30 protein-coding genes are annotated in these 25,606 nt (G+C 37.8%); 24 read left to right on the forward strand and 6 right to left on the reverse strand.

Annotation, left to right across the window (positions count from 1 at the left end):
* Positions 1–168 precede the first annotated feature (168 nt).
* Positions 169–1,647, forward strand: a complete 1,479-nt coding sequence (locus tag J6L97_RS01785) for a hypothetical protein (protein ID WP_223876344.1) — start codon at positions 169–171, stop codon at positions 1,645–1,647.
* A 221-nt stretch (positions 1,648–1,868) separates the two neighbouring features.
* Entirely contained in the window at positions 1,869–2,318 is a 450-nt protein-coding gene (locus tag J6L97_RS01790) for a GNAT family N-acetyltransferase (RefSeq protein WP_057726698.1), read from the forward strand.
* 28 nt (positions 2,319–2,346) lie between these two features.
* Here J6L97_RS01790 and J6L97_RS01795 read toward each other — a convergent pair whose 3' ends face one another.
* Positions 2,347–2,931: a DJ-1 family glyoxalase III gene (locus J6L97_RS01795; protein WP_054832811.1), complete on the reverse strand. Its 585-nt coding sequence runs from the start codon at positions 2,929–2,931 to the stop codon at positions 2,347–2,349.
* 36 nt (positions 2,932–2,967) lie between these two features.
* Entirely contained in the window at positions 2,968–3,627 is a 660-nt protein-coding gene (locus J6L97_RS01800; RefSeq protein WP_057726697.1) for an HAD family hydrolase, read from the reverse strand.
* A gap of 73 nt (positions 3,628–3,700) precedes the next feature.
* On the opposite strand from J6L97_RS01800, the gene J6L97_RS01805 reads away from it, so the two are divergent.
* From J6L97_RS01805 to J6L97_RS01830, 6 genes are all read left to right on the forward strand, one after another.
* Positions 3,701–4,459 carry a sulfite exporter TauE/SafE family protein gene (locus J6L97_RS01805; protein WP_057726696.1) on the forward strand — a complete coding sequence of 253 codons (759 nt, stop codon included), beginning with the start codon at positions 3,701–3,703 and terminating at the stop codon, positions 4,457–4,459.
* 43 nt (positions 4,460–4,502) lie between these two features.
* Positions 4,503–5,183 (forward strand): histidine phosphatase family protein, encoded by a 681-nt coding sequence (locus J6L97_RS01810; protein ID WP_057726695.1) that lies wholly within the window; start codon positions 4,503–4,505, stop codon positions 5,181–5,183.
* 60 nt (positions 5,184–5,243) lie between these two features.
* Entirely contained in the window at positions 5,244–6,143 is a 900-nt protein-coding gene (locus tag J6L97_RS01815; protein WP_057726694.1) for a cation diffusion facilitator family transporter, read from the forward strand.
* Positions 6,144–6,151: 8 nt separating this feature from the next.
* Entirely contained in the window at positions 6,152–6,334 is a 183-nt protein-coding gene (locus tag J6L97_RS01820) for a DUF308 domain-containing protein (protein WP_005720404.1), read from the forward strand.
* A gap of 11 nt (positions 6,335–6,345) precedes the next feature.
* Positions 6,346–7,026: a 2,3-bisphosphoglycerate-dependent phosphoglycerate mutase gene (locus J6L97_RS01825; protein WP_005724199.1), complete on the forward strand. Its 681-nt coding sequence runs from the start codon at positions 6,346–6,348 to the stop codon at positions 7,024–7,026.
* Between the two features lie 110 nt (positions 7,027–7,136).
* Complete coding sequence (locus J6L97_RS01830) at positions 7,137–8,072, forward strand: AAA family ATPase (RefSeq protein ID WP_023488529.1); 936 nt, start codon at positions 7,137–7,139, stop codon at positions 8,070–8,072.
* A 63-nt stretch (positions 8,073–8,135) separates the two neighbouring features.
* Here the strand turns inward: J6L97_RS01830 and J6L97_RS01835 are convergent, their stop codons facing one another.
* The 3 genes from J6L97_RS01835 to J6L97_RS01845 form a co-directional block, all read right to left on the reverse strand.
* Entirely contained in the window at positions 8,136–8,540 is a 405-nt protein-coding gene (locus J6L97_RS01835) for a hypothetical protein (protein ID WP_054832812.1), read from the reverse strand.
* 139 nt (positions 8,541–8,679) lie between these two features.
* A complete protein-coding gene (gene pepC, locus J6L97_RS01840) occupies positions 8,680–10,029 on the reverse strand; it encodes an aminopeptidase C (protein ID WP_054832813.1) in 1,350 nt (449 codons plus the stop codon).
* A gap of 68 nt (positions 10,030–10,097) precedes the next feature.
* Positions 10,098–10,397 carry a hypothetical protein gene (locus tag J6L97_RS01845; protein ID WP_057726693.1) on the reverse strand — a complete coding sequence of 100 codons (300 nt, stop codon included), beginning with the start codon at positions 10,395–10,397 and terminating at the stop codon, positions 10,098–10,100.
* Positions 10,398–10,528: 131 nt separating this feature from the next.
* Between J6L97_RS01845 and J6L97_RS01850 the strand changes: the two genes are divergently transcribed.
* From J6L97_RS01850 to J6L97_RS01890, 9 genes are all read left to right on the forward strand, one after another.
* Positions 10,529–11,080 carry a dCTP deaminase/dUTPase family protein gene (locus J6L97_RS01850; protein ID WP_005720412.1) on the forward strand — a complete coding sequence of 184 codons (552 nt, stop codon included), beginning with the start codon at positions 10,529–10,531 and terminating at the stop codon, positions 11,078–11,080.
* Positions 11,080–12,456 (forward strand): DNA repair protein RadA, encoded by a 1,377-nt coding sequence (radA, locus tag J6L97_RS01855; RefSeq protein WP_057726692.1) that lies wholly within the window; start codon positions 11,080–11,082, stop codon positions 12,454–12,456. Before J6L97_RS01850 ends, radA begins: the two co-directional genes overlap by 1 nt.
* Before the next feature lie 77 nt (positions 12,457–12,533).
* Entirely contained in the window at positions 12,534–14,033 is a 1,500-nt protein-coding gene (gene gltX, locus J6L97_RS01860) for a glutamate--tRNA ligase (protein ID WP_005720415.1), read from the forward strand.
* Positions 14,034–14,132: 99 nt separating this feature from the next.
* Positions 14,133–15,557, forward strand: a complete 1,425-nt coding sequence (cysS, locus tag J6L97_RS01865; RefSeq protein WP_425255971.1) for a cysteine--tRNA ligase — start codon at positions 14,133–14,135, stop codon at positions 15,555–15,557.
* Entirely contained in the window at positions 15,550–15,993 is a 444-nt protein-coding gene (locus tag J6L97_RS01870; RefSeq protein WP_035443487.1) for a mini-ribonuclease III, read from the forward strand. The genes cysS and J6L97_RS01870 overlap by 8 nt, the downstream gene beginning before the upstream one ends.
* The gene (rlmB, locus tag J6L97_RS01875; RefSeq protein WP_005720418.1) at positions 15,980–16,735 is read left to right on the forward strand and encodes a 23S rRNA (guanosine(2251)-2'-O)-methyltransferase RlmB; all 756 of its coding nucleotides are present in this window, start codon (positions 15,980–15,982) and stop codon (positions 16,733–16,735) included. Before J6L97_RS01870 ends, rlmB begins: the two co-directional genes overlap by 14 nt.
* A 133-nt stretch (positions 16,736–16,868) precedes the next feature.
* The gene (locus J6L97_RS01880; protein WP_005720419.1) at positions 16,869–17,414 is read left to right on the forward strand and encodes a DNA-directed RNA polymerase subunit sigma; all 546 of its coding nucleotides are present in this window, start codon (positions 16,869–16,871) and stop codon (positions 17,412–17,414) included.
* Between the two features lie 63 nt (positions 17,415–17,477).
* On the forward strand, positions 17,478–17,696 hold the full coding sequence (locus J6L97_RS01885) for a P8 family protein (protein ID WP_005720420.1): 219 nt from the start codon (positions 17,478–17,480) through the stop codon (positions 17,694–17,696).
* A gap of 116 nt (positions 17,697–17,812) precedes the next feature.
* Positions 17,813–19,321, forward strand: a complete 1,509-nt coding sequence (locus J6L97_RS01890) for a gluconokinase (protein ID WP_057726690.1) — start codon at positions 17,813–17,815, stop codon at positions 19,319–19,321.
* Positions 19,322–19,367: 46 nt separating this feature from the next.
* Here J6L97_RS01890 and J6L97_RS01895 read toward each other — a convergent pair whose 3' ends face one another.
* Positions 19,368–21,113: a 1-deoxy-D-xylulose-5-phosphate synthase gene (locus tag J6L97_RS01895; RefSeq protein ID WP_057726689.1), complete on the reverse strand. Its 1,746-nt coding sequence runs from the start codon at positions 21,111–21,113 to the stop codon at positions 19,368–19,370.
* Between the two features lie 185 nt (positions 21,114–21,298).
* Between J6L97_RS01895 and rpmG the strand changes: the two genes are divergently transcribed.
* The 7 genes from rpmG to pstC all read left to right on the forward strand — a co-directional run bounded on the left by rpmG (position 21,299) and on the right by pstC (position 25,605).
* Positions 21,299–21,448, forward strand: a complete 150-nt coding sequence (rpmG, locus tag J6L97_RS01900; RefSeq protein ID WP_005720427.1) for a 50S ribosomal protein L33 — start codon at positions 21,299–21,301, stop codon at positions 21,446–21,448.
* Positions 21,449–21,457: 9 nt separating this feature from the next.
* Positions 21,458–21,628, forward strand: a complete 171-nt coding sequence (gene secE / locus J6L97_RS01905; protein ID WP_005720429.1) for a preprotein translocase subunit SecE — start codon at positions 21,458–21,460, stop codon at positions 21,626–21,628.
* Between the two features lie 108 nt (positions 21,629–21,736).
* On the forward strand, positions 21,737–22,294 hold the full coding sequence (gene nusG / locus J6L97_RS01910; RefSeq protein ID WP_013085841.1) for a transcription termination/antitermination protein NusG: 558 nt from the start codon (positions 21,737–21,739) through the stop codon (positions 22,292–22,294).
* Positions 22,295–22,424: 130 nt separating this feature from the next.
* Positions 22,425–22,850, forward strand: coding sequence for a 50S ribosomal protein L11 (gene rplK / locus J6L97_RS01915; protein WP_054832817.1), 426 nt, complete (start codon positions 22,425–22,427; stop codon positions 22,848–22,850).
* 77 nt (positions 22,851–22,927) lie between these two features.
* A complete protein-coding gene (rplA, locus tag J6L97_RS01920; RefSeq protein ID WP_005720434.1) occupies positions 22,928–23,620 on the forward strand; it encodes a 50S ribosomal protein L1 in 693 nt (230 codons plus the stop codon).
* 119 nt (positions 23,621–23,739) lie between these two features.
* Positions 23,740–24,606, forward strand: a complete 867-nt coding sequence (locus J6L97_RS01925; protein ID WP_005720435.1) for a phosphate ABC transporter substrate-binding protein — start codon at positions 23,740–23,742, stop codon at positions 24,604–24,606.
* A gap of 3 nt (positions 24,607–24,609) precedes the next feature.
* The gene (pstC, locus tag J6L97_RS01930) at positions 24,610–25,605 is read left to right on the forward strand and encodes a phosphate ABC transporter permease subunit PstC (protein ID WP_013085843.1); all 996 of its coding nucleotides are present in this window, start codon (positions 24,610–24,612) and stop codon (positions 25,603–25,605) included.
* The last annotated feature ends 1 nt before the right edge of the window (position 25,606 follow it).

The raw sequence follows: 25,606 nt of genomic DNA on the forward strand, positions 1-25,606 counted from the left end.
TCACTTCAAGTTTAGGTCTTCATGGCCTTTTTGTTTAACACTTGGTGTTGCACTTCAATTTTAAATCCGGGCTTAAATTGTTTTTTACTTGATAACCATATTTTGTTCAAACTATTCGCGTATTCTATTACTCAATCGATAGGACGAACAAAGAAAGGAATTATCAAGATGAAGAATAAAAATAAAGTTAAACTACTAACAACAGCGACATTGCTTACTACTTTTTTAATCAATACAGGGATTCAGTCATCTAATCAAATAGAAAATAATACTGCACAAGCAGCGACAAATAAGAAAAAAACTAAACCATCGGGGCAAAAGCCTAATGGTAAGTCTGGTAAGGGTGGTCCAAATACTCAATCATATGATTATAAGGGTACTTTAAAAGCTTCGCTTAATGTAAAATCTGGTACTACTAAGGTTGGCAAGAAGACAATTACTAATAACAAGACTGATCAAAATGTAGCTCTTGTACAAAAGAATGGTAAATTGAGTTTAGATGGTACTAAACTGAAGAAAACGGTCAATTCTAAAAATGATGATAGTGCTAATTTCTATGGTTTAGACTCAATTTTATTGGCAAACGGTAAAAATGCGGTTGCGACAGTTAAAAATGCTACTTTAACTTCTAAAGCAACAGGTGCTAATGGTGTTTTTGCCACTAACAAAGGTACCGTTAATGTATCAAATACCCAGATTAAGACTACAGGAAAAGCCAATTCAAGAGGCTTAGATGCAACTTACGGTGGTAAGATCAATGCCAATAAGGTAAAGATCTCAACTAAAGGTGATCACTCGGCAGCAGTTGCAACTGATCGTGGTGGTGGTACAGTCACAGTTAAAAATGCTAAAGTAACTACTAAAGGTACGGGATCACCTCTAGCATATTCAACAGGTACTATCAATTTTAATAATGTGACCGGTACTGCAAGTGGTAGCCAAATCGCTGGGATGGAAGGCTACAATAAGATTTCATTAGTAAATTCCGACTTAACGTCAACCAATAACAAAATTTCAGGTTCTGATCCAATTAAGAATGGTGTGATTATTTATCAATCAACTTCTGGGGATGCAGAAACGTCATCAAGTAAGAGTGCAGATTTCCAAGCTAAGGACTCTACTTTAAAAACCTCGATTACTAGTGGTGCAATGTTTTACGTAACTAACACTACAGGCAAAATCACTTTAGAAAATACTAAACTGAATTTTAATAATAGCAAAGTAGATTTATTAAATGTAGCCGGTAATAATTCTAATGGTTGGGGTACTAAGGGTAAAAATGGTGGTCATGTAACTCTGACAGCTAAAAACCAAACCCTAAAAGGTAATATTGTAGTCGATAGCATTTCAAGTGCTAATGTGAAGTTGACAGATGATTCAACTTACACTGGCAAAACTAGTATTGTGGCTAACAAATATGCTACAAGTTCATCCAAGAGCAAGACACCATTGACTATCAGCGTTGGGTCAAATTCAAAATGGATAGTTACAGGTAACTCAACTGTCACAAATTTAAATTTAGCTGATGGTGGTGAGATCGTCGATTCTCGAGGAAACAAAGTAACAATTATTGCTAATGGTAAAACTGTTCAAAAGGGTACAAGTTCCTATGCAGTAACAGTAAAAGGAAGCTTTACAACTAATTAATAATAAAATCTCTAGATAATCTATTCTCACTAAACAGATTCATTTTCAAGCAGTATCAACTTGCAAAAAAACTATAACTTAAATTTTTCTTCATTAAGGCATTCAATAGAGTGCCTTTTCTTTTTGCAGAATAGTTATTTCCTGGGTAATATTTGACGAAAAATGATATTTTTTGATAAATTAGGAAATAATCAGGCAAATAAAGGAGTGGGACAATAATCATGCAAATTAGAAAATACCAAGAGTCAGACTTTTCGACATTATGTGAAATACATGATCCAGCCAGAAAACAGGAGCTTGCAGCGGCTAATTTAACCGCTGCATTTATCCCATTTAAAATTGCATCTCAAAAAGAGGGACTATTTGACGATTATCAAGTATATGTTGCTCAAAAAGATAAGACTACAGTGGGTTTTGTAGCCTTCAATGATGAAGAATTAGGCTGGCTATATGTAAAACCAGAATATCAGCATCAAGGAATTGGCAGTCAATTAATCGATTTCGCAATAAAAAATGCAGGAAGACCGTTCTATTTAGAAGTACTAGAAGGAAATCCTGCACAAAAATTATATTTAGCCAAAGGCTTTAAGACTATTCAACACGAAAGTGGTAAGATGCCAGGCAATGAGAGCTTTCATGTTGAAGTAGATTTGATGAAATATGAAAAATGATTGGGCGATCAAACCCAATCATTTTTTATTACAAACTATCTTGAATATTATCGGCTAGGTAATTGTAGAGCATACCCTTCTTTAAGGCACTAGTGTCGACCCCTAAGGCTTCGGCAATTGCATAGGCAAAGGCCCAAGCGGTAGCAGGACCACGGCTTGTTAAAACTTTATGCTCTTTATCAGTAACGGTGATTTTCTCTGAAAAATGAGCACTTGGGGCATCTTTTAAGCATTCTTCTTCAATGCCTGGATAACAAGTGAAGTCCGCATCTGCCAAAACACCATAGCGAGCAAGAGCGCGTGGAGCAGCACACATTGCGGCATCCCACTTGCCAGCTTCATGACGCTTAATCATCAGATCACGTAATTTTTCATTATCGCGTAAGTTAGCAGAACCAGTCATGCCTCCTGGAAAGGCAACCAAGTCATAATCTAATAAACTGTCATCTACAACCTTGTCACAAGTGATTTCAATATGATGGTCACCATCTACTTTTTTACTTGTTAAACCTACCATATCGCATTCAACATTAAGTCTACGCAATACGTCAACAACGCTTAAACCTTCGACTTCTTCGCAACCGTCTGCAAATACTACAGCAACTTTTGTCATAAAATCATCCTTTCTATAACTATTTTAATTATCTACTTACATTAGATCTAAGTAAAATGAAAGATCTGCTAATTTGCTTAAATGAAGAGTAGGATGAGGTGAAATTGGTATCTTGTCTTTTTTAGGTGCCAGCCATAATGATTTTAGATTGGCATTTTCTGCACCTTGAATTTCTTCATCCAGATTAGTTCCAATTACTAAAACTGTGTCTGGATCAATATCTGGATTGTCTTTCAGAATCTTAAAGAAAATATTTTTGCTTGGCAGCTTGTCCGTAAAATCATCGGCGAAATAAGCATTGTCAAATGAAGAAAGCAATTCTGTAGGTGCAAGGCGCGGTTCGATTTGAGTGCGCTTTTCTTTAGCAAACAAAATCAAATGCAGCTTGCCACTGACTTCATCAATAAAGTCGATGGCGCCCTTGACTAACCTGGTTTGATCCTTCATTGCATCATCAAAAACAGTTCGCGTTTTAGAAAGATCTTCTTTTAAAAATGTAGATAAAGCTAAATCGATTTGATCATCGCTAGATAAATTTTTAAATTCTTTTTCTAAGCTAGTGTAGCGTAGTCGCTCAGCTGGTCCCCAGTCTAATCCATAATGTTTTAAAGTTTCCCGCAGCGCAGTTTTTTCTGCTAATTTTTCATTTAATAAACTGCCTTCTGGAATGAAAATTAAGGTTTCAAATGTAGCCATGAATAAACTTCCTTTGTGTTAGTTCCTATTAGAATTATAATGAACTAGACAATTTTAGGAAAGGAATTAAAAAATGACAATCTGGACCGTAATTTTCTTATTATTAGGTGGTGTTGCAGGTGGCTTATTATCGTCAGTGGCCTCAATGGCATCACTTGCATCATACCCAGTTTTGCTAGCAGTAGGAATTCCACCAGTATTTGCTAATGTAACTAATGATGCGGCGCTAATTTGGACTAGCATCGGTTCAACTGTATCTTCTACTAAGGAGTTAAAAGGACATTGGAAGCAAGTTTGGTTCTATACCATTTTTACAGTTGTGGGATCAATTTTAGGTTGTATTTTGCTTCTATCTTTTCCTCCTAAGATTTTTGAAAAAGCAGTACCGTTCTTTATTGCTTTCTCAGGCCTAATGATTATTGTTTCTGGTAAACACCATAGTTTAAATACTAAGACACAGCCTACTTGGCTTAAAATAATTTATTTTCTCGCACTTTTAGTCATGGGGATGTATACAGGTTACTTCGGTGCAGCTGGTGGGGTTATTGTACTGGTACTTTTAACTTATATTACTAATGATCGATTTATTGTTATTAACGCTATCAAAAATGTGATTTGTGGTTTTGCTAATTTAGTAGCCTTGATTATATTTATGTTTACCTCTCATATTTATTGGCTTCAGGCAATTCCTTTGGCAATCGGGATGTTCATTGGTGGCTATATTGGGCCAGCAATTTTAAGACGAGTACCGGAAAAGCCAGTTCGAATTTTCATTGCAAGCTTGGCCTTCATTCAAGCCGGTTACTTCTTTTATACGGCATACCTGCAATAAGTTTGGTACAATATTAAGCAATGAAAAGGGGGGGCTAAGGTTGATGGCAACAGAAGTTTATTTGGTACGTCATGGTGAAACAATGTTTAACCAATTGGACAAAGTTCAGGGTTGGTGCGATTCTCCTCTAACCGTGAAGGGGATTAACGATCTAAAGAGAACCGCTAAGGCCTTGAGTCAAGTTCACTTTGATAACATGTATTCATCGGATTTGAAGAGAGCAATTGATACCGTTCACTTGATGAAGGATGCTAATGTGGTCTCGGATATTGGTAAAATTAAAAAGCTGCCTGAATTTCGTGAGGTCTTCTTTGGAACTTTTGAAGGCGATGATATTAACCAGACTTGGGAGCAAGTAGCACTAGCCGCAGGAATTGGCCATGAATATGATGTAACTAAGATCATCAATCAGGTAGGCTTGCGCAAATTTCGTGCAGCAACAAAAAAGGCTGATCCGCGTCATTTAGCGGAAAATCAGGATGAGTTAGATGAGCGGATGGTACGGGCAATTGACGTTTTGCGCGATTTAACTAAAGATGAACAAAGAGTTTTGTTAGTTAGCCATGGTGACTTTATTAAAACTTTGTCCATAAAATATTGGAATAAGAGTAATGGCAAAAACGATATTGTTTTTCCAAATAATGGGAGCGTTACTCGTGGAATTTTGCACGATGACGGTTCATTTGAAATTGTTGATTATAATGTAGATGCTGAAGAGCTATAAAAGTCCTACTGCCGAAGTAGGGCCTTTTTTGGTACACTGATAACGAAAGGAAAATATTTTATGAATAAAGATCATACAACTAAGCGTTATGTCTTCGTAACTCTACTGAATGTTGTTATTACTATTGCTGAATTTATAGGTGGTATTTTTTCAGGTTCATTAGCACTGCTTTCAGATGCAGTTCATAATCTGAGTGATGTTGGTGCAATTATTTTATCTTTTGTGGCGCACCTGATTAGTCGCAAAAGTCGTAATCAGTTTAAGACCTTTGGTTATGAAAGAGCTGAAACTTTAGCCGCTTTTACTAATGGCGTTATCTTGATCGTGATCAGTGTGGTTTTGTTTGTTGAAGCAATTCAACGTTTCTGGAAGCCGGAACATATTCACGGTGGCATTATGCTGATTGTCTCGATTATTGGGCTGGCTGCCAATATTATTTCAATGCTAGCAATGCATAGCGATTCCAAGGCTAATTTGAATGTACGGTCAACTTTTATTCATATGTTAAGTGATGCCTTGTCCAGTGTAGCGGTTGTAATTGGTGCGATCTTCATTTACTTCTGGAATGTAACTTGGCTTGACCCGGTTTTGACTATTTTAGTTTCAATCTTTGTTTTGCATGAAGCTTATGAAATTACAATGAAAGCAGCCAATGTTTTGATGGAATCTAATCCTGATATCGACTTGAATGAAGTGAACAAGATTGTTTTATCGTTCCCCATAGTTCAAAATATCCATCATGTCCATGTTTGGCGCTACAGCGATGACTTTATTATGATGGACGCGCATATTAATGTAGCCCCAGGATTAAGAGCCGATGAATTAGAGCAGCTATACCAAGATATTGGACAGGAGTTACAAAAAGAGTTAGGTATTAATCATATTACCTTACAAGCAGAGTGCGAGCGTGGCAGAAAAGACAAGATGATCGTTCCAGGCCACGGTATTAACGAAGATTAGGTGAAAGAATGTTTAATGTTAATATTTTTACAGCGATTATTGTATTGATTATGGGTATTTATGACATGTCCTATGCTTTTAATAGGCGTAAGCAACCTACCAATAAAGGCGGCATTAGAGCCTTTATGGCTTTAGGAATTATCTTCACGATCGCAGGAATTGTTATGATCGTTAGAGTATTAATGAAGTAAGGAATCTTAGAATGGCTAAATTAGTATTAGTTCGACATGGCGAAAGTGTGGCAAATGCTGCCAATGTTTATACTGGCTGGAACGATGTTCCGTTGACTAAAAAAGGTGAAGAACAAGCAGAAAAAGCTGGTGAATTGATTAAAACCATTTCGGATTTTGCTCCCACCCACATTCATACTTCAGTCTTATCCCGTGCAATTGTGACAGCAAATATAGTAGCCGATGTCTGCAATTTATTATGGCTACCGATGACTAAGACCTGGCGGCTGAATGAACGCCACTACGGTGCTTTAAGGGGCCTTAATAAGGACATTTCACGTAAAGTATTTGGTGTGGAACAAGTTCTATTGTGGCGACGTAGTTTTGATTCAGTTCCACCTAAGCAGGGGTCGCCAATGATTGATCGCCGTTATAAGCATTTTGATCAGCATTTGATGCCACGGGCAGAAAGTTTACATCAAACTCAAAAAAGACTTATGCCATATTATTATGATCATATCGCATCTCGATTGATGAATGGTGAAGACCAACTGATCGTAGCCCACGGTTCAAGTTTGCGTGCTTTGATAAAAAAGCTAGAGCAGATTAATGATCATGACATCGTAAAACTGGAAGTTCCTAATGCGGAACCGATTGTTTATACTATGGATGAGCACTTAAAGATTATTAACAAACAAATTTTACGTAAATAATGTTAAAAATGCACCTTAGTGCATTTTTTTAATGCTCTAAATGAGGTTTTACACATATCTATGGTAAAATCTATTATGATTTCTAGTATATTTAGTTTGGAGTATTAGGCATGCGTAAATTATTTTTATTACGAGGTGCACCTGGCTCCGGTAAATCTTCTTTTATTGCTCGCCATCACTTAAATCCTTATGCGATCAGTCGTGATCAAATTAGGCTACTATTGGCGGATTTGACAGTTTACTATCAAGAGGATGCGGATGTTTTACACCAAGTCATTCCGCGGCACGTAACTGTGCGTACTGAGCAAATGGTGGATCACCTTGTAGAACACAAGATGGAATATGGCGAAACTGTTATTGTGGATGGGACGCATATCGTTCCAAGTGCGATTGAACATTTTAAGCCTTGGGTAGACAAGTATCACTATGAATGCTTTGTAGTAGATCTGATGGAACATACTACCTTAGAGAGTTTGCTTAAGCGTAATCAGACTAGAATGCATTACGATTGGGTTAAGCCTGAAGTGGTTAAGCAAATGTATCGTTCTTATGAAGCACATCCAGAAGTACCATACTGGGCACATAAAGTTGTGCCAAATCAGATGGATCATGCGTTGTCACAGCGTGAGACAAATTTAGATCGTTATGCTCATGTGATTGCGGTTCCTGACATGGTAGATGAAGAAGATTTTCCACATGTGCATATCTCGAACTTTTATTTTTCATTTAATGACAAGTTTACAGAAAAGTATGGAACTTATCGAAATGTAGTTTCAATTGCTAAAACTGAAGATGAAGCAGTTAAGCAGTTCAAGTTGCCATATTTTGTCTTTAAGTTTCATCACAAGCACTTTTTGATTTCAGCTTATCCAATTCGAAATGAGATGTTGGATCCGATCAGAAAGGTTAAGGGAGTTTGGACATATTCAACTGGTTTGTATAATGTAGCGGATTTTGTGAAAGAATTTCCGGAAAATAAAAAGCAACATGTGCATCAGTTCAACTTAAGTAAGTTAGATCCAACCCGCTTATTACATATTTGGTAAAAAAGACGTAGTTAGAACATTTTATCTAACTACGTCTTTTGTGTAATTTACTTATATTTTGTTTTACTTCAATTTGCCGGCCTTAGCTAAAACTTCTTTAGCCTTTTCAAGTGAATGGTGTTCTTCACGATAACGCTTGATGTCATAGCCATCAACATCGGTTAACTTGCAAAGTCTATCATCAAGGTCTTTGAATTCTTTTTCAAGATCCTTAATGACGCCTTCTTCATCTTCAACGTAAACATACTCATTTTCATCAGCTTTGGCATCAATCTTAGCATCGTATTCGCCGACTTTTCTAGCATGTTTCAAAATAGATTTAATATCCTTAATCGTTTCATGTTGTGCAGTACGGTGACGACGATCAGGTACTGAATCTTCAATTCTAGCAAGGTGACTTTCAGCATACTCAATCTTCTTAGAAATTCTATCTAAGGCTTTCAATTGTCTTTTTGAATAATCTGTCATGTTTTATACCTCCTAGGTAAAATGATAAGCTCTACTAAATGCGCTTTCATTGTAATTAGTAACGAAGGTATAAGCAAGAATTAACACTTATGAATAAAAAGAGTTACGCCTTAAAAACGTAACTCTTAGAAGTTTTGGATTAATATTTAAAAGCTAAGGCACCCATTGGATCCCATGGCAATAATTGAATTGGGTTATCTTTGCCTTCATCGTAAGCCTTCTTAAGATCTTCTGGTAAGAATTTCTTGTTGATAACTGCTTGGTAAACAAATGAATCAAACCAAGAATCACTCATTACGAAGTAACCCTTAAAGCCAGGTTTTTCACCCCATGAGTTTTCGATCTTCCATTTAGTTGGCTTACTGTCAACGATATCAACACCGGTAATCACCATGGCATGGTCCATCATGCTTTCACCAGAATCAAGCATGTCGGCTTTAGACATAGTGAAGTCAGCATCAAATAATTGATCACGGCGGTAAAGGTTAGTATCAAGAAGTCCAGCACGGCGTTCAGAATCCTTAACTACGTTTGAACCGAACCAAACAACTTCGCCACTCTTCAATTGTTTAATGATTAAGTCCTTCATTTCATCAACTTTAAGGTTTAAGTGGCGAACTTGGCGACCGCCTTCAACGTTACCTAAGTATTCAACTGAGAATACCTTGTGGAAAGGTTTGTCGTTAGTTGGAGCATTGATAGTTGAGATATGGTTTGCTAAATCCATGCCAACGTATTTGTCAAAGAATTCCTTTGGGGTAATGTCCCTGTCAATATGGTAATTCTTGTCATCATCGCGGTATTCGAAGTTGAACTTCTTTGGTGGAACACCCAATGAAGTAGCCAAAATACGGAAGACATCGTTTAGCATTTCTTCCTTGCGAGCTTGTACTTCATCTTCTGACTTGCCATCTTGAACTAATTTACGTAACTCAAGACCATCTTTACGAAGCAAAGTATTTAAAGTGTCGTTTAATGCACTTGAATTAGTAGCATTAGCAGTTTCTGGATAAACACTCTTAGGAACGATACCATATTTTTCAATAATACCGCAAAGCATGTCCCATTGACCGCCGTCTTGTTGAGGAGTCGCAAATAAGAATGAAACTTTACGATCGCCCAAGTCCTTATCAGCAGTTGCGATCACATTTTCAAAGAACCAGTTAGACTTTTCAAATTTATCCCAGAAGTTAGTGTAATTTTGAGATAATTCGAAGTCCTTTAACTTAAATTTCTTTTGTAATGGGTGACGCATAGTGTTTAAAGCACTGAACATCCAGCAGCGACCAGACTGCTTTTGATCGGCAGGGTTACCTGTATCAATTTCGATTGAGAAGGTTGGATCTAGGTCGATCTTAGTTTGTAAGTTTTGACTAGCTTTGTAGATACCGTTTTCTTGAGCAGCGTGACTAGCCACATCAAAAACAGGGTGGTTAGCTAAGTCTTGTTCAAATTTATTAATAGTATCATTGTTGATTTCTTTTACCATAAAAAAAATCCTCCTTTATAAGTACTTAAATTAATTTTATCTTATTCAAAATGAGTCGTCTAATAATCTTATCGATTAAATGGACGATGATACCAAATTTTGTGAAATTGAGGATGCTGGGTGAAGTAGTCAATGATCATAGGATCAAGCGGCCAAATGGGTAAGTTAGTTTCTTGAGCTAATTGCCAAACTTTTTGCATTTGTTTTTCAAGCAAATCCTGACTATTAAATTGTGGATTAATAAAAAAATGGTTCATTATCCAGACATTACTGTCTTTGCGAGCGATTTTATCTAAGGTAACGCTAGATAATAGTATGTCTTCTTCATTTTTTATAGTGAAAATTTTGTGCGTATCTTGCTTATTCATAAAAAATTCCTTTTTAAAGAAATAATCTCATTTTTTTGCGTAATAAATAATAGAGAGCTATTTATTTTGTGTTGACTAAAAACATTGTAAAATAGATAACTGTCAAAATAAAAGATAAATGGAGCTTTGGAATGAAAACACGTGGATTTGAAGTAGTCAAAAAGTATCAAGATCAGGAAATTAATCTTCCTCGCAGACAGACCCTAGCCAGTGCAGGCTATGACATCGAAGCGGCTGAAGACATTACTATCCCTAGCATTTGGCGACTAAATTTTGTGCGAATTTTTAGGTTGATTAGAAATGGACACCAGCTGTATGAGCGCGACTATGAGATGGCGGATCAGATTTTAAAGCCGTTGTTAGTGCCAACTGGACTTAAAGCTTATATGCCAGAAGATGAAGTGTTGATTTTAGCTAATCGTTCATCTAATACTTTTAAGCGTAATCTAGCTTTGCCAAATGGGATCGGCGTTATCGATGCAGATTATTACAATAATCCCAACAATGAGGGCGAAATTTTTGTACAAATGATTAATTATGGCGTACGGCCCTTGCACATCAAGAAGGGAGACCGTATTGCTCAAGGCATTTTTATCAAATACTTGAAGACCGACGATGATGATCCAATTAGTCGAAAAAGAGTTAGCGGCTTTGGATCAACTAATGAAAAGAAGGGTGATTAATGGCTAGAGTAAAAACACAATATAAGTGTCGTTCTTGCGGCTATATTTCGGCAAGTTATTTAGGCCGCTGCCCTAACTGTGGTGCCTGGAATCAATTTGAAAAAGAAACTGAAGAAGTGCAAAAGCGTTCTACTAAGGCAACTGCTAGTCGTTTGATTCAGAAGACTGGATTAAATGAACCGGTAAAGCTGGATAAGATTAAAGCTGAAAAAGAAGAACGAATTGTCACTAAATCTGAGGAATTAAACCGCGTTTTAGGTGGTGGTATTGTGCCAGGCTCACTAGTTTTAATTGGTGGAGATCCCGGAATTGGTAAGTCAACCTTGATGTTACAAATTATGAGTGACTTATCTGAAAAATATAAGGTGCTTTACGTTTCGGGAGAAGAATCAGCTAACCAAATCAAATTGCGGGCTGACCGACTGGGTGTAGGTCAAAGTAATATGCTCTTATATCCAGAGACTGACATGCATGATATTCGCGAACAAATCAATGATGTTAAGCCTGACTTTGTTGTGATCGACTCCATTCAAACTATGAATGAACCAAGTCTTGATTCGATGACTGGCTCTGCCTCACAGGTTCGTGAAGTAACAAGTGAATTAATGAAAATTGCCAAGATGGATGCCATTACAGTTTTTGTTATCGGCCACGTTACAAAAGAGGGTGCGATTGCTGGGCCTAAGATCTTGGAACATATGGTGGATACCGTTCTCTATTTTGAAGGGGATGAACACCATTCTTACCGAATTTTGCATTCTGTTAAAAACCGTTTTGGAGCAGCAAACGAAATTGGAATGTTTGAAATGGTTAATGAAGGCTTAAGAGAGGTAACTAATCCATCATCAATTTTTCTGGACCAAAGATTACCTAATTCTACTGGCTCTACTGTGGTGGTATCGCTTGAAGGAACTAGGCCACTTTTAGCAGAAATTCAGGCTTTGGTTACTCCGACAGCTTTTGGCTATGCTAAAAGGACCACGTCAGGTATTAGTTTTAACAAAGCTTCATTGCTGCTAGCGGTGCTTGAAAAGCGGGGAAACTTAATGTTGCAAAATCAAGATGTCTATTTGACTGCAACTGGTGGGATTAAATTGAATGAACCAGCAATTGATTTAGCAATTGCCATGGCAGTTGCATCCAGTTATACCGATAAAGAAATTTCGCCGACAGATTGTTTTGTAGGCGAAGTGGGCTTAACTGGTGAAGTTCGCCGAGTTGATAAAATCGATGCACGAGTAAAAGAAGCGGCTAAAGTAGGGTTTAAGCGGATCTTTATTCCACGGCATAATATGTATTCTGGATTAAAAGATCATGGCATTGAGGTAATTCCCGTTTCGAGTATTCCCCAAGCTTTAAAATTAGTTTTTGGCTAGCATTAATTGAATTCTTACTATATAACGAGTAAACTAAGATTGTTTGAATTTACTATTTTTTGAAAGAGGCATGAATTTTGGCTAAAGAAAAAATCCGTGTAAGATATGCACCAAGTCCAACTGGTCACTTGCACATTGGTAACGCACGTACTGCACTTTTTAACTATTTATTCGCTCGTCATAACAAGGGTACGATGGTCTTGAGAATTGAAGACACCGACCAAAAGCGTAATGTTAAGGGCGGTTCTAAGTCTCAAATGGAAAACCTTCACTGGTTAGGAATTGACTGGGATGAAGGTCCTGATAAGGGTGGCGACTATGGTCCTTATCGTCAATCAGAAAGAAAAGAAATTTACCAAAAGTATATTGATCAATTGATCGATGAAGGTAAAGCATATTACTCATACAAGACTGAGGAAGAACTTGAAGCACAACGTGAAGAACAACGTGCTGCAGGTGTTGCACCTCACTATACTTACGAATATGAGGGTATGACTGCTGATGAAATTAAGCAAGCTCAAGATGAAGCAAAGGCTAAGGGCTTAAAGCCAGTTGTTCGTATCCACATTCCAGAAATGGAAACTTATTCATGGGATGATATTGTTAAGGGACACCTTGAGTTTGAATCAGACACTATTGGTGGGGATTTCGTTATTCAAAAGCGTGACGGAATGCCAACTTACAACTTTGCCGTAGTTATCGATGACCACTTGATGAAGATCACTCACGTACTTCGTGGTGATGATCACGTTTCTAACACACCTAAGCAATTAGTTGTTTATGAGGCACTTGGTTGGGAACCTCCTAAGTTTGGTCATATGACATTGATCATTAATTCAGAAACTGGTAAAAAACTTTCTAAGCGTGACGAATCAGTTCTTCAATTTATTGAACAATATCGTGATCTTGGTTACTTACCAGAAGCTATGTTTAACTTCATTACTCTTCTTGGTTGGTCACCAAAGGGTGAAAACGAAATCTTTAACAAGCGTGAATTCATCAAGCAATTTGACCCTGCACGTTTGTCTAAGTCACCTGCTGCTTTTGACCAAAAGAAACTTGAATGGATTAACAACCAATACATCAAGAAGGCTGATCGCGACACTTTGCTTGATTTAGCTTTGAACAACTTGCAAGAAGCAGGTCTTGTTGATGAGCATCCAACACCAGAAAAGATGGAGTGGGTTCGTCAATTGGTTAACATCTACTCAGTACAAATGTCATACACTAAGCAAATTGTAGACATGGCTAAGATTTTCTTTGAAGAAGCTAAGGATCTTTCAGACGAAGAAATCGAAGAAATCAAGAATGATGATGGCCGTGGTGTAATTGAAGAATTCAAGAAGCAATTAGACCTCATCCCAAGATTTACTTCAGTTCAAATCATGAACGCTATTCAAGCAACTCGTAAGGCTACTGGCATCAAGGGAAGAAAGCTCTTTATGCCAATTAGAATTGCTACCACGCGTTCAATGGTTGGACCTGGTATTGGCGAAGCAATGGAGCTTTTAGGTAAAGAACGTGTATTAGAACACATTGATTTAACCTTGAAGCAAATGAGTGCTAATAATCTTTAATTAGATAAATTGAAAAAGAGGCTGCAAATAAATGCAGCTTCTTTTTTCATCTGCTAAAATAAAAATTAGTTATTTTGACAGAAGGGACAAGTGTTAGCCGTGAGAGTTTATAATACACTGACGCGTAAAAAAGAAGAATTTAAGCCATTAGTTCCAGGACATATCAGCATGTATGTCTGTGGACCAACGGTGTATAACTATATTCACATTGGTAATGCCAGAAGCGCAATTGCTTTTGACACCATTAGACGCTATTTTGAATATAAGGGTTATGACGTTAAGTATGTTTCTAACTTTACTGATGTTGATGACAAGATGATCAACGAAGCGAGAGCTGAAAAAACGACTGTACCCAAATTGGCTGAAAAGTTTATCAATGCTTTTTTGGCTGATACGACAGCGCTAAACATTGAGACGGCGACTTTGCATCCCCGTGCAACTCATGAAATTAATGACATTATCACTTTTGTTAAAAGCCTAATTGACAATGGCTATGCTTATGAAGTAGACGGCGATGTTTATTATCGTGCCAAAAAGTTTAAGCATTACGGTCAGTTAAGTGATCAAAATATTGAACAGCTTGAAGAGGGTGCTTCAGAGCACATTAACGATACAGAACAAAGCCGCAAAGAAGATCCAATCGATTTTGCTTTGTGGAAGGCGCAAAAGGAACCCGATGAAATTGCTTGGGATTCACCATGGGGCAAGGGACGGCCAGGCTGGCATATTGAATGTTCTGTCATGAGTACCAAATATTTAGGCGATACGATCGATATTCATGGTGGTGGTCAAGACCTTGAATTTCCGCACCATGAGAATGAAATTGCACAAAGTGAAGCTAAGACCGGGAAAAAGTTTGTTAATTATTGGCTGCATAACGGTTTTGTAACTGTCGGTAAAGATCAGGAAAAGATGTCTAAATCACTGCACAATTTCGTAACAGTGCACGATATTTTAAGGGAAGTTGATCCGCAAGTACTGCGCTTCTTCATGGCTAGCGTACAATATCGCCGCCAAATTAACTATTCTGCTGAAAATTTAGCACAAGCAGCTACAATTTTAGATCGCTTTAAAAATACTTTGACTAATATTAATTACCGTCTAGCAGATGATACAGCTAGTGAAGAATCAGCCGAATTAGCACAGGCGATTATGGCAACTAACGAAAAATTTGAACAGGCGATGGACGATGACTTTAATGTCCAAAATGCTTTAACAGCTATCTATGATTTGTTGCCTGTAGTCAATGCCAACGCTAATGCTGCTAGAGCTGACAAGCAAGAATTGCAAAAGTTTAAAGAGAAATTAGCTAGTTGGTTATTAGTGTTTGGCGTGGATACTAATAAGCTTTGCGTTAAAAATGCTGGCTCCAATGACGATGAAATTGACGCTTTAGTTAAAAAGCGTGATGAGGCTCGAGCAAATAAAGATTGGGCAACTAGTGATCAAATTCGTGATCAATTAAAGGAAATGGGGATCACTATTCAAGATACCCCACAAGGAACTAGGTGGACTCGTGACTAAAATAAAAAAACTAACGGAAGAGGATGTTAATCCGGATACTTTAAATGGACAAACTTTAGCCTATTTAGGGGATGCAGTGTATGAAGTAATTATTCGCAGACACCTAGTTAAAGGCGGTATCGTTAAACCACAAGTATTGCAGCGTGAAGCGACTCACTATGTTTCAGCTAAAGCACAAGCTGCGTTGGTAACTAAGATGCAAGATGAAGAAATGTTAACGGATGATGAATTAGCTGCTTTTCGTCGTGGACGTAATGCTAAAAGTCATACTAAGGCTAAGAATACTAGCTTGAAAACATACCAATTATCAACAGGCTTTGAAGCAATGATTGGTTATCTTGATTTACTGGGGAAAAATGATCGAGTGGCAGACTTAAGCAAGTGGTGTATTGATACTGTAGAAGAGGACGGGCTGAAAAATTATGACTTCAAATAAAGATTTTGTCTTTGGACGCCATGCCGGACTTGATTATTTAAAAACACAAAGTGCCGACAAGATTAATAAGGTTTTTTTGCAACACGGTGTACAAGAAGAATTTGCTAATCAAGTTTATAGTTTAGCTAAAAAAAAGCGTTTAGTTGTTCAAGACGTGCCTAAAAATAAGCTTGATCGTTTGGTTGCTGGTGGCAATCACCAAGGTCTAGTTTTAGCAATTTCTAGCTTTGAATATGCAGATTTAGATCAATTGCTGGACAAGTATGATGCAGAAGGTAAAGAACCATTTTTATTAATGTTGGATTCTATTGAAGACCCTCACAATCTGGGATCAATTTTGCGTTCAGCCGATGCTACCGGCGTTGACGGGATCATTATTCCTAAGCGTCACGCGACTGGCTTAACTTCGGTAGTAGCTAAAACATCTACAGGAGCAATTGATTATGTGCCAGTAGCGCGCGTTAATAATTTAGTTCAAACTACTAAAGAACTGAAGAAACGCGGTTACTGGGTCTTTGGAACTGATATGGCAGGTACTGATTATCGTGAATGGAATGCCCAAGGCAAGACTGTACTGGTAATTGGTAACGAAGGTAAAGGCATCGCCCCATTACTTAAAAAGCAGATGGATCAAACTATTACTTTGCCAATGGTTGGTCACGTACAATCCTTAAATGCTAGTGTGGCAACCGGGGTATTGCTTTATCAAGCTTATAATAGTAGAAATCCATTAGTAAAATAAACAGAAAGTAGACAAAAGTGTGAGTTTTGTCTACTTTTTTAGATACATAAAGCTCATTTCTGTCCATTAAACATGTGTTTTCTTCTCAAACTCAGGGGATAGTCTGTATTCTTTGAGGTGGAGGATAAATTGAATGATTAATGAAGAGAAGCTGATTAAGAAAGTACGGGCAGGAGATGACCAAGCTTTAGAAAAATTGTTTCATTTATATGAGCCGTTAGTAAATTCAATCGTGAAGCAATTCTATTTGCATCATTATGATCGCAAAGATTGGGATCAAGAGGCAATGATTGTTTGTTATGAAGCAGCACTAGTTTTCTCGCCTCAAAAGGGAAAATTTAGCAGTTTATATAAAACTAAATTGTTTAATCATGCACGGACCCTGGTACGTTACAATATGGCACGTCGCAGGCAAATCTATAGTCAATCGATTCCGCTAGAAAAGGCGGACATTCAAGGAAGCGTGAATGAACCATGCCGCTCTGAATTATCGATTCCAGTTGATGAGACTTACAATAATTTTGTTAATAGCTTGTCACACGTTGAATTAATTGCATTATTAACCATAATTGGCGAGATAAGTACAGAGTATGCGATTGATCATCTAAATATTGAAGCAATGAAGCTGGTCAGAGCTCGAGCACGAACTTTACAGAAAATGCGGAAAGTGCTTTTTTGATAGCTGATCAAAAGAAAGTGCGGTATAATAAGTAATGTAGAATATTTTAGGAGGTAATTTAAGATGGCAGACGAAATTATTAAGACTGCATTGTTAGACCGTCACATGAAGGAAGCTTTTGACTGGAGTGATTCAGATATGCCAGTTAGAGATGCCCTTTGGGACTACTTTATGGAAAAGAATGGTAGAGATACCATGAAGACGGAAGAAGATATGCTTCCATTTTTGAAAGACTCAGACGATAAAATCGAAGCCTTCGTTAACGAAAATCTTAAGAAGTAAATCCGACTAAAAAACAATGTTCTACGCACCGTGGTCACGCATAGTTTTGACCACTAAGACAGCTACCTTCTCCGGTGGCTGTTTTTTTATACTAAAATTAAGAAAGAATTTTAAAGATGAAATATATAATTGGCATAGACATAGGAACTACTGCGACTAAAGGTGTGTTGTATGGCGAAGATGGAAGTGAAGTAGCTAAATTGGCAATTTCCTATCCATTGATTCAGGAAGAAGCGGGGCAGGCTGAAGAAGATCCACAGCTTATTTTTGACGCGGTACAGAAAATGATTTATCAATTAAGTCAGAAAGCATCTGGTAAAATTTTGGCAATTTCTTGGTCTAGTCAGATGCACAGCTTAATTGGCTTAGGTGAAAATAATGAGTTACTGACAAACAGCATTACTTGGGCAGATAATCGTAGTAGTGATGTAGTGCAGCGGGCAAAAAAGTCGGGCTGGGCAAGAATGATTTATCAGCAAACGGGGATGCCGCCACATCCGATGGCACCAGTGTATAAATTGCTGTGGCTTAAAGAAGAACAGCCAACACTTTTTGCACAAGTAAAAAAATGGATTAGTATCAAAGAATATATTATTTGGCGCTTAACTGGAAAAATATTAACTGATACAACTATGGCTGCTGGCAGTGGAATGATGAATTTAAAAACGCTGACCTGGGATGAAAAGATATTGGCTCAGATTGGGCTAGATCAAGCTCAATTGCCGACAATTGCTGATCAACAATCTACTGTGGGTAAAATTATTCCAGAATATCGTGCTAAATTGGGTTTAAATGATGAAACTCAAATCGTTTTGGGCGCAAGCGATGGGTATTTGTCAACGATTGGTGTCGGCGTTTTGGATGAGAAAGATTTTGCATTGAATGTTGGCACTTCTGGTGCGGTTAGAGTAATTGCACCGAAGGCAATTGTTGATCAAAAGAATCGCTTTTTCTGTTACCCTGTTGACGCCAAACATTATTTGCTTGGCGGCCCTGTAAATAATGGTGGAATTGTGTTCGATTGGGCCAGAAAAACAATTTTTGGCCCAGATGAAACGGCAGAGTACGTCTTAAATGTGGCACAAACTGCTCCGGCTGGAAGTAATGGATTGTTGTTTCATCCTTATCTTGGTGGTGAACGAGCTCCAATTTGGAATGCTCAAGCACGTGGATCTTTTGTTGGCTTGACGCGAAATCACACTAAACCGCAGATGGCTAGAAGTGTTTTGGAGGGAATTGTTTTTAACTTGCTTGGCGCCTCTCAAGGATTGCTTGATCAAGTGGGACAGCCTCAAGCTTTACGTGTTACTGGTGGCTTTGTGCAAAGTGATTTTGTTAGACAATTAATCGCGGACATTTTTAACTTACCAGTGATTGTAATTAAAAATGAGCAGTGTGGTACCCTAGCAGCTATGTTTTTAGCTAAAACTGCATTAGAAGATAAGCCAGACCTGGAAAAGATTAAAAAGCGTACTGCCGAAAGCCAAGTTTATTTTCCAAATCCCCAAAATGTAGCGATTTATCAAGAATTGATTCTCGTTTATCGAAAAATTGAGCATGAACTTGAAGCCTCTTATGAAGATTTGGCTCAGTTTCAAGATAAGCATCCACAGAAATTTGAGTAAAACAAAAAAGACGCATTGCGTCTTTTTTTCATAGATTGATTAACTATTAAGCATTTTCAATATCTTCAACAATCTGATCAACTGTCATACGATTGTCTTTCAAAATTTCTTTCAAAGGTACTTGATCAGTATAGACACGTTTTTGGCCGTAGTTGAGTACTTTAATATCCTTGTCGCCAAGGTAGGAAGCTACTTTTTCACCAAAACCGCCGTCCAAAATATTGTCTTCAATAGTAACAATAACTTTGTTTTCTTGAGTCAATTTGTCTAAAGCGGCAGTGTCTAAAATATTAGCAGAAACTGGATTTACTAAGCTAGCACCTGTCTTTTCAGCCACCTTTTTACCTAGCATATCGTACATATCACCTAACGCTAAAACAGCAACATCTTTACCTGGTTTAATGTCGTACTTGATTTCTGAATAGTCAACAGCAGTAATTTCTTTACCTTCAGGAACATCTTTGGTAGGCATCTTAATTGCTACAGGATGCTTCTTTTGCTTAATAGCCCATTCCATCATTGCCTTTTCTTCGGCTAAGTTAGTTGGAGCAAGGTAGATCCAGTTAGGCAAGTTAGAAATCATTACTTGATCAAACACACCTAGGTGAGTCTTACTTGTGCCAGAAATCCCACCACCAGCAACCATCATTACAACTGGTAAATCATTAGCGGCAACATCGTGTGATAATTGATCAAATGCACGTTGCAAGAAGGTTGAATTTTCAAATAAAACTGGAGTTGCACCTTCCTTAGCCATTCCGGCAGCGAAGGCAACGGATTCTTGTTCAGCAATTCCTACATCATGGTAGTTTTCAGGATATTTGTTTTTAATTCTGTCTAAGCCGAAAACGCCGGGAATTGCGGCATTGATAGCCATGATCTTTTCACCATTATTGATGTGATCTTCAAGAACATCGAGTGCAATAGAGCTAGCGGTCGGACCTTCAGGCATTGCTACTGTCGTCTTGTCAGTCTTTAAATCGAATGGCATTACCCAGTGGTGTGCTTCTTCGTTGTCGATTGCAGGTTGATAACCTTTGCCCTTGAGAGTGTTGATATGAAGCAAAATAGGGTGATCAACATTTTTAACTGCTTTAAAAGCATCGATCATTGATTGGATATCATTACCATCTGCGACATAACGGTAATCAAAGCCCATTGCAGTAAATGGATTTTCTTTGGTTTCACCATTAGAATCACGTAGTTTCTTTAAAGCAGTAACTAAGCCACCGACGTTATCATCAATTGACATCTGATTGTCGTTTACCACTACAACTAAGTTATGCTTTTCAATTGCAGCATTGTTTAGCCCTTCATAAGCAAGGCCACCGGTCATTGAACCATCACCAATTAAGGCCATGATGTTTTCATGTTTGCCCATTAAATCGCGTGCTTTAGCCATCCCAGTTGCTAAGGCAATTGAGGTAGATGTGTGACCGACGGCGTAATAGTCATATGGGCTTTCATCAGGGTTGCTATATGGAGTTACATCTTCATAGTGGTCTGGATCAAGCCAAGCGAGTGCACGTCCAGTTAACATTTTGTGCGGGTAAGTTTGGTGGGAAACATCCCAGACAATCTTGTCCTTTGGTGCATCAAAAACATAGTGATAAGCAATTGTAGCTTCAACGATTCCTAAGTCGGGACCTAGGTGACCACCTTCAGCGGCATCTTTTTCTAAGATTAGAGTCCTAATTTCACTGGCTAACTTTTCCATTTCTGGAAGAGATAATTTTTTTAAATCAGCAGGACCAGAAATTTTATTCAATAGATATTCAGGATGTTTATTCATTATTATGTCCTTTCTAACAAGTAGTTACACTTATTATAGATAAGCAAAAATCAAAATAAAAATATTTAGTTGTAATTGAGCTCGATTACTTTTAGTAATGTAAATCAGATTATTGACGTAGGAAGGGACAACAGTATAAAATACTGAGTAAGTATGTGTTTTTATAAAAGTTTGGAAGTGAGATTATGGCAGTGAAAAAAGCAGCCTTAGCCTGCAGTGTTTGTGGGTCACGCAACTACTCAATCACCGCAAGTAAGAATCGCACTCAGCGACTTGAACTTCAAAAGTTTTGCAAACATTGCGGTAAGAAGACATTGCATAAGGAAACGAGGTAAATAAAGCTAATGATTAAGTTTTTTAAGAGTGTTGGTCATGAAATGAAATTGGTTAAATGGCCATCCGCAAAGCAAAATAGACGTGATACAGCAACTGTTATTACTAGTTCAATTTTATTTGCGGCATATTTAGGTGCACTTGACTGGCTCTTCACTTGGTTGACTCAAAGATTAATGTAATTGCTAGCAGAATTAGAAATTATCAGCGATTCATGCTATAATATTGACAGCTAAAAGAAAACCTCTGTGGGAGGTTTTTTTGTTTACCTAAAATTTAAGGAGAAAAATATGGTCGAAACAGCACAAAAGAAATGGTACGTTTTGCATACTTATTCAGGCTATGAAGACAAGGTTAAGTCAGACTTGTTGTCACGTGCACAAAGCATGGGGATGCAAGACTACATTTTCCGTGTAATGGTTCCAGAAGAAGAAAAAGTAGAAACCGTTCGCGGCAAGAAACAAGAAATTGAAGAAAAGATTTTCCCAGGATATGTTTTAGTTGAAATGGTAATGACTGATGAAAGTTGGTTCATCGTTAGAAACACACCTAATGTAACTGGGTTCGTTGGCTCACACGGTGGTGGTTCTAAGCCATCACCACTTCTTGATGAAGAAGTAACGCGTTTGCTTAAGAATCAAGGTCAACCTGCTAAGAAACCAGTAGCTAACTTTGATATTGGCGAATCAGTAACTATTACTGAAGGTGCATTTAATGGCATGGTAGGTAAGATTACTGATATTCAACCAGATAAGTACAAATTATACGTATCAGTTGACATGTTTGGTCGTGCGACTACTGCTGAACTTGATTATGATCAAGTTAAGAAGCTTGACGAAAACGAATAATATTTAGAATTTTTAGTTGTAATTGTACCCAAACGATGTTATTCTAATACGGTACGTTTATTATTGTGGGAGGAGAAAAAAGGAAAATTCTCCATTTTAACCGCATCACGGAATCAAGGAGGTTTTGACCGTGGCAAAGAAAGTTATTAACGTAGTTAAGTTACAAATCCCAGCTGGCGCTGCTACCCCAGCACCTCCAGTTGGTCCTGCATTGGGTCAAGCTGGTATTAACATTGTTGGTTTTACTAAGGACTTCAATGCTAGAACCGCTGACCAAAAGGGCATGATTATCCCTGTAGTTATTACTGTATATGAAGATCGTTCATTCGAATTCATTACTAAGACTCCACCAGCACCAGTTCTTTTAAAGCAAGCTGCTAAGATCCAAAAGGCTTCTGGTGAACCTAATACCAAGAAGGTTGGTAAGGTAACCAAGGACCAAGTTAAGGAAATTGCCGAGACTAAGATGAAAGACCTTAACGCTGCTGATGTTGAAGCTGCTATGCGCATGGTTGAAGGTACCGCTAGAAGTATGGGTATCGAAGTCGAAGACTAATCCTGTTATTTAGGTAATAAATTAGGTGGGAGAGTTAAGAGAAGCTCGTTTGACCACATATACAAGGAGGAAATCACATGCCAAAGCATGGTAAGAAATATTTAGATGCTGCCAAGAAGGTAGACTCAAATAAATTATACTCAGTAGCAGAAGCTATGAAACTTGTTAAGGAAACTTCATACGCAAACTTTGATGCTACTGTTGATGTAGCTTACAACTTAAGCGTAGATCCTAAGCAAGCTGACCAACAAATTCGTGGTTCTATCGTTTTACCAAATGGTACCGGTAAGACCCAAACCGTTGTAGTATTTGCTGAAGGCCCACAAGCTGATCAAGCTAAGGCTGCAGGTGCTGACTTTGTTGGCTCAGATGACTTGGTAGAAAAGATCCAAGGCGGCTGGTTAGACTTTGACGTTGTAGTAGCTACTCCAATGATGATGGCTAAGGTAGGTCGTTTAGGTCGTATTCTTGGACCTAAGGGCTTAATGCCTAACCCTAAGACTGGTACTGTTACTATGGATATCGAAAAGGCTGTTAAGAATGTTAAGGCTGGTCAAGTTGAATACCGTGTTGACCGCCAAGCAGCTATTCACACTCCTATTGGTAAGGTATCATTCACTGAAGACCAATTAGTTGAAAACTTTGACGCATTACGCGACGTTATCTTACGTGCTCGTCCAGCTTCAGCTAAGGGTCAATACATTAAGAGTGTTGCTGTTTCAGCAACCTTTGGCCCAGGGATCAAGCTTGATCCATTAAACTTGGACTAATTTAAAATAGACTATTAAAAGCCTCGCTATTGCGAGGCTTTTTTCTATTCATTGACCTATTATTTTCGAACATGGTATCATAAATTGAACTTACAAATCTATATATTAAGGATAATGTCATGAAAAAGCATTCTATTGGAAAACTAGTCATTATGTTGGTGCTAATGCTAGCTTTTGTTACGGGCTGTGCTAATAATGGTTCTAAAATCACTATTGTTGGTTCAAGTGCAATGCAGCTTTTAGCAGAACAAGCGGGTAATGATTATCGCTTAAGTCATCAAGACAGCAACATTGTCGTGCAGGGTGGAGGATCAGGTACAGGATTGAGCCAGGTTCAAGCTGGTGCAGTCCAGATTGGAACCTCTGATGTTTTTGCCGAAACACAAAAGGGAATTGATGCCAAGAAACTTCGTGATTATAAAATTGCAGTAGTTGGTATTGTTCCAATTGTTAATAAGGGTGTAGGTGTGAAAAATGTTTCGCAAAAGCAATTGAAACAAATCTTCACTGGTAAATTAACGAATTGGAAGCAACTAGGTGGCAAAAATGAAGCCATAACTGTGATCAATCGTTCTAAGGGAAGTGGTACTAGATCTGCTTTCGAAGATATAATTTTACAAGGAACAAAACCAGTTAAGTCGCAAGAACAGGACTCTAACGGTGCCGTTAAAAAGATTGTTAATTCAACGCCTGGTACGATTAGTTACTTGTCCTTTCCTTATGCTCATGATACCAATATTCAAAAGTTGAGTATTAATGGGGTAAAGCCAACTAACAAAAATATTACTACTAATAAGTGGAATATTTGGTGTTATGAGCACATGTACACTAAGGGTAAGCCCAACAAACAAACTAAAGCGTTTATTAATTATATGTTAGGTGAAAAAGTACAAAAAGATCTTGTACCTAAGATTGGGTACCTTAGTATCAATGAAATGAAAGTAACTCGTAATAGCAAGAATCAAGTTACACAAATAGGAAAATAGTTCATGGATAAGAAGGATAAATTAAAGGAAGTTGTTGATCAAGCAATTGCTAGTCAACACGTTCCACACGTTAAATTAAAAAAGATGGGTCCGACTAGTGTTGATATTGATAAATTAACCAAGCCATCTAAAGAGACTCATCAAGAATATTGGGGCAAGGGTTTAACTTACTTGGCAATTGTTTTGATTATTGTCTTAGTTGTCTCAATTATCGGCTTTGTCGGCTATCACGGCTTGGCTACTTTTGTCAGCGATCATGTTAATGTCTTTCACTTTTTGACTTCAACTGATTGGGACCCGGGCGAGGGCAAGAATCATGTTGGTGCTGCGGTAATGATCGTTACTTCGTTCTTAGTAACTCTTTTAGCAGCATTGGTAGCCACCCCGTTTGCAATTGCAATAGCTCTTTATATGACTGAATATTCATCTAAAAAGGGTGCCAATTTCTTACAGTCAGTGACTGAATTATTAGTTGGAATTCCGTCTGTAGTTTATGGTTTCTTGGGATTAACTATCATCGTGCCTGTGATTAGAAAACTATTTGGTGGAACAGGTTTTGGTATTTTAGCAGCTACGTTGGTGTTGTTCGTTATGGTTTTACCAACAATCACATCATTAACGGTTGATAGCTTAAAGGCTGTACCAAGTCATTTTAGAAAAGCTTCAATGGCCTTAGGTTCTACGCATTGGCAGACTATTTATCATGTTGTTTTGCGAGTTGCTACGCCTAGAATTTTGACGGCGGTAATCTTCGGAATGGCAAGGGCCTTCGGTGAAGCTTTAGCCGTACAAATGGTTATCGGTAATGCCGTCTTGATGCCATACAATTTGGTCAGTCCATCAGCAACATTAACTAGCCAATTAACTAGTCAAATGGGAAATACGGTCATGGGAACTTTGCCAAACAATGCATTATGGTCATTAGCATTATTGCTTTTAATTATGTCTTTGGTATTTAATTTCCTAGTTAAGTTAATTGGAAAGAAGGGACAAAAGTAAT

The sequence above is a fragment of the Lactobacillus crispatus genome (assembly GCF_018987235.1).
Lineage (GTDB): Bacteria > Bacillota > Bacilli > Lactobacillales > Lactobacillaceae > Lactobacillus > Lactobacillus crispatus.

What these genes read in the sequence shown, in the direction of transcription:
- J6L97_RS01785 (WP_223876344.1), top strand. Translation starts at nt 169, where the DNA reads ATGAAGAATAAAAATAAAGTTAAACTACTAACAACAGCGACATTGCTT.
- J6L97_RS01790 (WP_057726698.1), top strand. Translation starts at nt 1,869, where the DNA reads ATGCAAATTAGAAAATACCAAGAGTCAGACTTTTCGACATTATGTGAA.
- J6L97_RS01795 (WP_054832811.1), bottom strand. Translation starts at nt 2,931, where the DNA reads ATGACAAAAGTTGCTGTAGTATTTGCAGACGGTTGCGAAGAAGTCGAA.
- J6L97_RS01800 (WP_057726697.1), bottom strand. Translation starts at nt 3,627, where the DNA reads ATGGCTACATTTGAAACCTTAATTTTCATTCCAGAAGGCAGTTTATTA.
- J6L97_RS01805 (WP_057726696.1), top strand. Translation starts at nt 3,701, where the DNA reads ATGACAATCTGGACCGTAATTTTCTTATTATTAGGTGGTGTTGCAGGT.
- J6L97_RS01810 (WP_057726695.1), top strand. Translation starts at nt 4,503, where the DNA reads ATGGCAACAGAAGTTTATTTGGTACGTCATGGTGAAACAATGTTTAAC.
- J6L97_RS01815 (WP_057726694.1), top strand. Translation starts at nt 5,244, where the DNA reads ATGAATAAAGATCATACAACTAAGCGTTATGTCTTCGTAACTCTACTG.
- J6L97_RS01820 (WP_005720404.1), top strand. Translation starts at nt 6,152, where the DNA reads ATGTTTAATGTTAATATTTTTACAGCGATTATTGTATTGATTATGGGT.
- J6L97_RS01825 (WP_005724199.1), top strand. Translation starts at nt 6,346, where the DNA reads ATGGCTAAATTAGTATTAGTTCGACATGGCGAAAGTGTGGCAAATGCT.
- J6L97_RS01830 (WP_023488529.1), top strand. Translation starts at nt 7,137, where the DNA reads ATGCGTAAATTATTTTTATTACGAGGTGCACCTGGCTCCGGTAAATCT.
- J6L97_RS01835 (WP_054832812.1), bottom strand. Translation starts at nt 8,540, where the DNA reads ATGACAGATTATTCAAAAAGACAATTGAAAGCCTTAGATAGAATTTCT.
- pepC (WP_054832813.1), bottom strand. Translation starts at nt 10,029, where the DNA reads ATGGTAAAAGAAATCAACAATGATACTATTAATAAATTTGAACAAGAC.
- J6L97_RS01845 (WP_057726693.1), bottom strand. Translation starts at nt 10,397, where the DNA reads ATGAATAAGCAAGATACGCACAAAATTTTCACTATAAAAAATGAAGAA.
- J6L97_RS01850 (WP_005720412.1), top strand. Translation starts at nt 10,529, where the DNA reads ATGAAAACACGTGGATTTGAAGTAGTCAAAAAGTATCAAGATCAGGAA.
- radA (WP_057726692.1), top strand. Translation starts at nt 11,080, where the DNA reads ATGGCTAGAGTAAAAACACAATATAAGTGTCGTTCTTGCGGCTATATT.
- rlmB (WP_005720418.1), top strand. Translation starts at nt 15,980, where the DNA reads ATGACTTCAAATAAAGATTTTGTCTTTGGACGCCATGCCGGACTTGAT.
- J6L97_RS01880 (WP_005720419.1), top strand. Translation starts at nt 16,869, where the DNA reads ATGATTAATGAAGAGAAGCTGATTAAGAAAGTACGGGCAGGAGATGAC.
- J6L97_RS01885 (WP_005720420.1), top strand. Translation starts at nt 17,478, where the DNA reads ATGGCAGACGAAATTATTAAGACTGCATTGTTAGACCGTCACATGAAG.
- J6L97_RS01890 (WP_057726690.1), top strand. Translation starts at nt 17,813, where the DNA reads ATGAAATATATAATTGGCATAGACATAGGAACTACTGCGACTAAAGGT.
- J6L97_RS01895 (WP_057726689.1), bottom strand. Translation starts at nt 21,113, where the DNA reads ATGAATAAACATCCTGAATATCTATTGAATAAAATTTCTGGTCCTGCT.
- rpmG (WP_005720427.1), top strand. Translation starts at nt 21,299, where the DNA reads ATGGCAGTGAAAAAAGCAGCCTTAGCCTGCAGTGTTTGTGGGTCACGC.
- secE (WP_005720429.1), top strand. Translation starts at nt 21,458, where the DNA reads ATGATTAAGTTTTTTAAGAGTGTTGGTCATGAAATGAAATTGGTTAAA.
- nusG (WP_013085841.1), top strand. Translation starts at nt 21,737, where the DNA reads ATGGTCGAAACAGCACAAAAGAAATGGTACGTTTTGCATACTTATTCA.
- rplA (WP_005720434.1), top strand. Translation starts at nt 22,928, where the DNA reads ATGCCAAAGCATGGTAAGAAATATTTAGATGCTGCCAAGAAGGTAGAC.
- J6L97_RS01925 (WP_005720435.1), top strand. Translation starts at nt 23,740, where the DNA reads ATGAAAAAGCATTCTATTGGAAAACTAGTCATTATGTTGGTGCTAATG.
- pstC (WP_013085843.1), top strand. Translation starts at nt 24,610, where the DNA reads ATGGATAAGAAGGATAAATTAAAGGAAGTTGTTGATCAAGCAATTGCT.